General features: G+C 66.8%; 2 protein-coding genes and 1 pseudogene. All 3 read right to left on the reverse strand.

Annotated elements, in window-relative coordinates; genetic code table 11:
- Positions 1-141: 141 nt before the first annotated feature.
- Positions 142-1,629, reverse strand: a complete 1,488-nt coding sequence (locus tag B3T77_RS02090; RefSeq protein WP_292076707.1) for a Ppx/GppA phosphatase family protein — start codon at positions 1,627-1,629, stop codon at positions 142-144.
- Positions 1,629-3,845 carry an RNA degradosome polyphosphate kinase gene (locus B3T77_RS02095; RefSeq protein WP_292076709.1) on the reverse strand — a complete coding sequence of 739 codons (2,217 nt, stop codon included), beginning with the start codon at positions 3,843-3,845 and terminating at the stop codon, positions 1,629-1,631. The genes B3T77_RS02090 and B3T77_RS02095 overlap by 1 nt, the downstream gene beginning before the upstream one ends.
- A gap of 60 nt (positions 3,846-3,905) precedes the next feature.
- A pseudogene (locus tag B3T77_RS02100) lies at positions 3,906-4,144 on the reverse strand (chromosomal replication initiator DnaA); the annotation flags it as partial.

Here is a 4,144-nt window from a genome sequence, read left to right on the forward strand (position 1 = left end):
GGGGAGGGGGACCGCGAAGCGGTGGAGGGGCTCTTGAAGTCCCGCGGGCGCCTATGATGCGTTGGAGAACCCCTCCGTCCCGGCGCGGAGGGCGCGCCGCGCCACCTCCCCATAAGATGGGGAGGAGACGGGCTGATCGCCTTAGATCTTCAGCCCCAGGTCCATCGCCTCGGCGAGGGCCTTGGCGCGCTTCTTGGTCTGTTCGCCCAAGAGGACGTCGGCGTAGCCTTCGGTCGCGGTCAGGCGCAGGTCGCCGCCTTTGACCTTGGCGGTGGCGTTGGCCATCAGCTGTGGCGAGCGCCCGGACAGATCGCAGGCCAGACGGATAGCCAGGCCGATGGCGCGGGCGCGCTTGGCGGCGGCGGCGTCGAGCAGGCGGTCGATGACCTCGGGCTGCGGCGTGGCGGGCGCGCCGCCGTAGCGAGCGTTCATCGCGCTGGCCAGAAAGGCGCGTTCCGTGTGGCTGATGCCGGCGACGGGCGCGCGGAGCACCTGGTCGAAGACAAGCTCCAGCCTGTGATCCGGGTGCAGCCGCGCGCCCAGGTCCGCCAGACGGCAAGCGGCGCTGACCAGAACGGCGTCGCGTTTTTCGCCGAAAACCTCGGGAAGGGCGGCGACGATTTCGGAAATCCAGCCGTTCAGCGCGCCGGGCAGGGCGGGGGCCACACCCTGGCGACCGCCCAGGGCGGTGCAGCCGGCCAGCAGCGGATCGGCCGTGCGCGTCGCCTCGTCCAGCGTCTCGAACAGCAGGCCCTCGCGCACGCCCCAGGCCGACATCTCGATCTGTTTGAGACCGAGATGTTTGATCAACGCCTCCAGCACCAGGCCGGCGTAGGGCAGGGTCTCGGCGCGCTTCTTCGATACGCCGGGCAGTTTGGCCAAGCTGGCCGCCGACTGCTGCGCCACCAGACGCGCGGTCTCCAGCGCCTCATCGGCCGACATCTGATACTGATGCACGACCTTCAAGGGATAGGATTTCAAGCCCATCTGCACCTGGGCCAAGGTCCGCCAGGCGCCGCCCACGGCGTAGAGGCGCTCGCTCTTGAACTGGCCTGCGATCGGTTTCAGGGCCTGATCGATACGGGCCTTGATGCGCTCGGCGTCGAAGGCCTTGCCGTCAGCCAGAGCAAAGGGACCCAGCGGCAGGGTCAGGCCGTTCTCGACGCCGTGTCCGTTCAGCCGGGTCAGCTCAAGACTGGCGCCGCCCATGTCGGCCGAGACGCCGTGGGCCAGGGGGGCGCCGGCCAGCACGCCCATGGCCGCATATTTGGCCTCTTCCTCACCCGACAGGACGCGGATTTGGAGGCCGGTCTCGGCGGCGACCCGCTCACAGAACTCCGGCCCGTCCAAGGCTTCGCGCACGGCGGCGGTGGCGGCGATCAGGGTCGCGTCAGGCCGCACGCCTTCCAGCACGGCGGCGAAACGGCGCAGCGCCGTCATCGCCATGACCACGCCCTCGGGCGACAGTTTGCGCGTCGTCGGCAGGTCGCGGCCCAGGCCGGCCAGAACCTTTTCATTATAGACAGTCCAGATCGCGCGGCCTTCCAGCCGGTACAGGACCAGACGAACTGAGTTTGAACCGATGTCGATCGCGGCGATGTCGCGGTCGGTAAGCGTGATGTCGGGCATCAGCGGCCTGGACGCTCGTAGCGCAGGACGGCGGGCAGGCTCTTGGCCTTGCGGCCGCGCCCGGACAGGCTGGGATTTGTCATGAAGTATTTGTGGGCCGAGAAGGGCCGCTCAGGATCGGCGGGGGTGACGCGTGTATAGCGCCCTTCGGCGTCCAGCACCCAGCTTTGTGCATCGTCCTTCAGATTGGCGACCATGATCTGGTCCAGCACCTGATCGTGGACGGTGGCGTTGCGGATCGGCGTCATCAGCTCGACCCGGCGATCCAGGTTTCGCGTCATCCAGTCGGCCGAAGAGATAAAGACCTTGGCCTTGTCATGCGGCAGGTCCTTGCCATTGGCGAAACAGACGATGCGGCTGTGTTCCAGGAAGCGGCCGACGATCGACTTGACCCGGATATTCTCCGACAGGCCCGGGACGCCGGGACGCAGGCAGCAGATGCCGCGCACCACCAGATCGATCCGCACGCCCCACTGGCTGGCCCGGTAAAGGGCGTCGATGATCTCGACATCGACCAGGGCGTTCAGCTTGACCCAGATGGCGGCGGGCTTGCCCATGGCGGCGGCCGACATCTCCTTGCCGATCAGTTCGATCAGCGTGGCCTTCATGTTCAGCGGCGAGACGACCAGGGCCTCGAGGTGGTCCGGCGTCGCATAGCCCGTGATGTAGTTGAACACCCGCGTCGCATCGCGCCCCAGGACGGGGTCGCAGGAGAACAGCGACAGGTCGGTGTAAACCTTGGCCGTCACGGGGTGATAGTTGCCGGTGCCGAAGTGACAGTAGGTGCGCAGGCCCTCGCCCTCGCGCCGGACCACGACACTGACCTTGGCGTGGGTCTTGTATTCGACGAAGCCGAAGACGACGTGGACGCCGGCCCGCTCCATCGCCCGCGCCCAGCGCAGATTGGCCTCTTCGTCGAAGCGGGCCTTCAGTTCGACCAAGGCGGTGACGTTCTTGCCGTTCTCGGCCGCCTCGATCAGGGCGGCGACGATGGGGCTGTCCTTGGAGGTGCGGTACAGCGTCTGTTTGATCGCGATGACATTGGGATCGCGCGCGGCCTGACGCAGGAACTGAACTACCACGTCGAAGCTCTCGAACGGGTGGTGGATCAGCAGATCCTTTTCGCGAATGGCCGCGAAGACGTCGCCGCCATTGTCGCGGACGCGTTCGGGATAGCGCGGCTCATAGCCCTTGAACTTCAGGTCCGGATGGCCGCCGGGGATCAGATCCGACAGCTGGGCCAAACCCAGCATGCCGTCGACCAGAACCACGTCCTGGGGCGCGGCCTCCAGCTCGCCAACGATGAAGTCGCGCAGATCGGTGGGCATGGACGCCTCGATCTTGACCCGCACCACCGAGCCCAGACGTCGCTGCTTCAGCGCCTCCTCGAACTCCAGGACCAGGTCCTCGGCCTCTTCCTCGATCTCGATGTCCGAGTCGCGGATCAGGCGCAGAACGCCCTTTTCCTGAACCTCGCAGCCTGGGAACAGGTGGTCGATGAACAGCAGCAGCACGTTTTCCAGCGTAATGAACCGCTTGTGCCCCGGCGTGGAGCGGCCGTCGGTCGGCAGTTCCCAGAACCGGCGAACCTGGGTCGGCACTGGCACCAGGGCGTAGAAGGTCTTGGTCTCGCCCTTGCGCTTTAGTTTCAGCGCCAGGGAGAAGCCGAGGTTGGGCAGGAAGGGGAAGGGGTGCGCCGGGTCGATGGCGAGCGGCGTCAGGACGGCGAAGAGCTGGTTCAGGAACTCGGGTTCCAGACGCTCCTTCTCGGTCTTGGTGATCTTCTGGCGATCGACGATCTCGATGCCGGCGACCGTCAGCTCCTTCTTCAGCTGACGCCAGCGCAGCTGCTGTTCGGCCATCAGCTCGCCGGCGGCGATGTTGATCCGCTCCAGCTGGTCGGCGGGCGTCAGGCCGTCGGCGGACAGGACGCGCAGCCGTTCGCGCAACTGACCCTTGAGGCCGGCGACGCGGGTCATGAAGAACTCGTCCAGATTATTGGCCGAAATGGACAGGAACCGCAGCCGCTCCAGCAGGGGGTGGTTGGGGTTGGCCGCTTCTTCCAGCACCCGTTCGTTGAACGCCAGCCACGAGGTTTCCCGATTGAAGAACCGGCTGGGCGAGGCCATCAGCTCTTCGCTCATCGCCAGTTGAGGGGCGCGAGAGGCGGGAACCTCTTCGCCTCGGGTGTCGTCATGGATCGCGGCGTCGGTCATGAACCGGTTCTCGCGCGCGTGTGTGACGGCCGCAAGCGGGCGCCGAGAAAATGTCGCGGGTCAGTCGGCGGCGGCGTCCATGGCGTCCAGCACCTGACGCGCCAGAACGCGCGTGACCGGGCGGTGGAGGGCGTCCAGACTTTCGACCACGGCGGCGGCGGTCTCCGCTGAGCGGTCCAGGCGTCGAACCAGATAGTCGATCACGTCATCGGATGGGGTGATGCTGCGTTCGGCGAAGCGGGCGCGCAGGATGGCCGAGAGGACGGCGTCGTCGGGCGCGGCGATGGCGACGGCGCGCA

This window comes from Brevundimonas sp. UBA7838, from assembly GCF_002500885.1.
GTDB classification, from domain to species: domain Bacteria; phylum Pseudomonadota; class Alphaproteobacteria; order Caulobacterales; family Caulobacteraceae; genus Brevundimonas; species Brevundimonas vesicularis_C.

Bases quoted from the DNA above. Each gene is read 5' to 3' on its own strand.
- B3T77_RS02090 (WP_292076707.1), bottom strand. From the start codon at position 1,629: ATGCCCGACATCACGCTTACCGACCGCGACATCGCCGCGATCGACATC.
- B3T77_RS02095 (WP_292076709.1), bottom strand. From the start codon at position 3,845: ATGACCGACGCCGCGATCCATGACGACACCCGAGGCGAAGAGGTTCCC.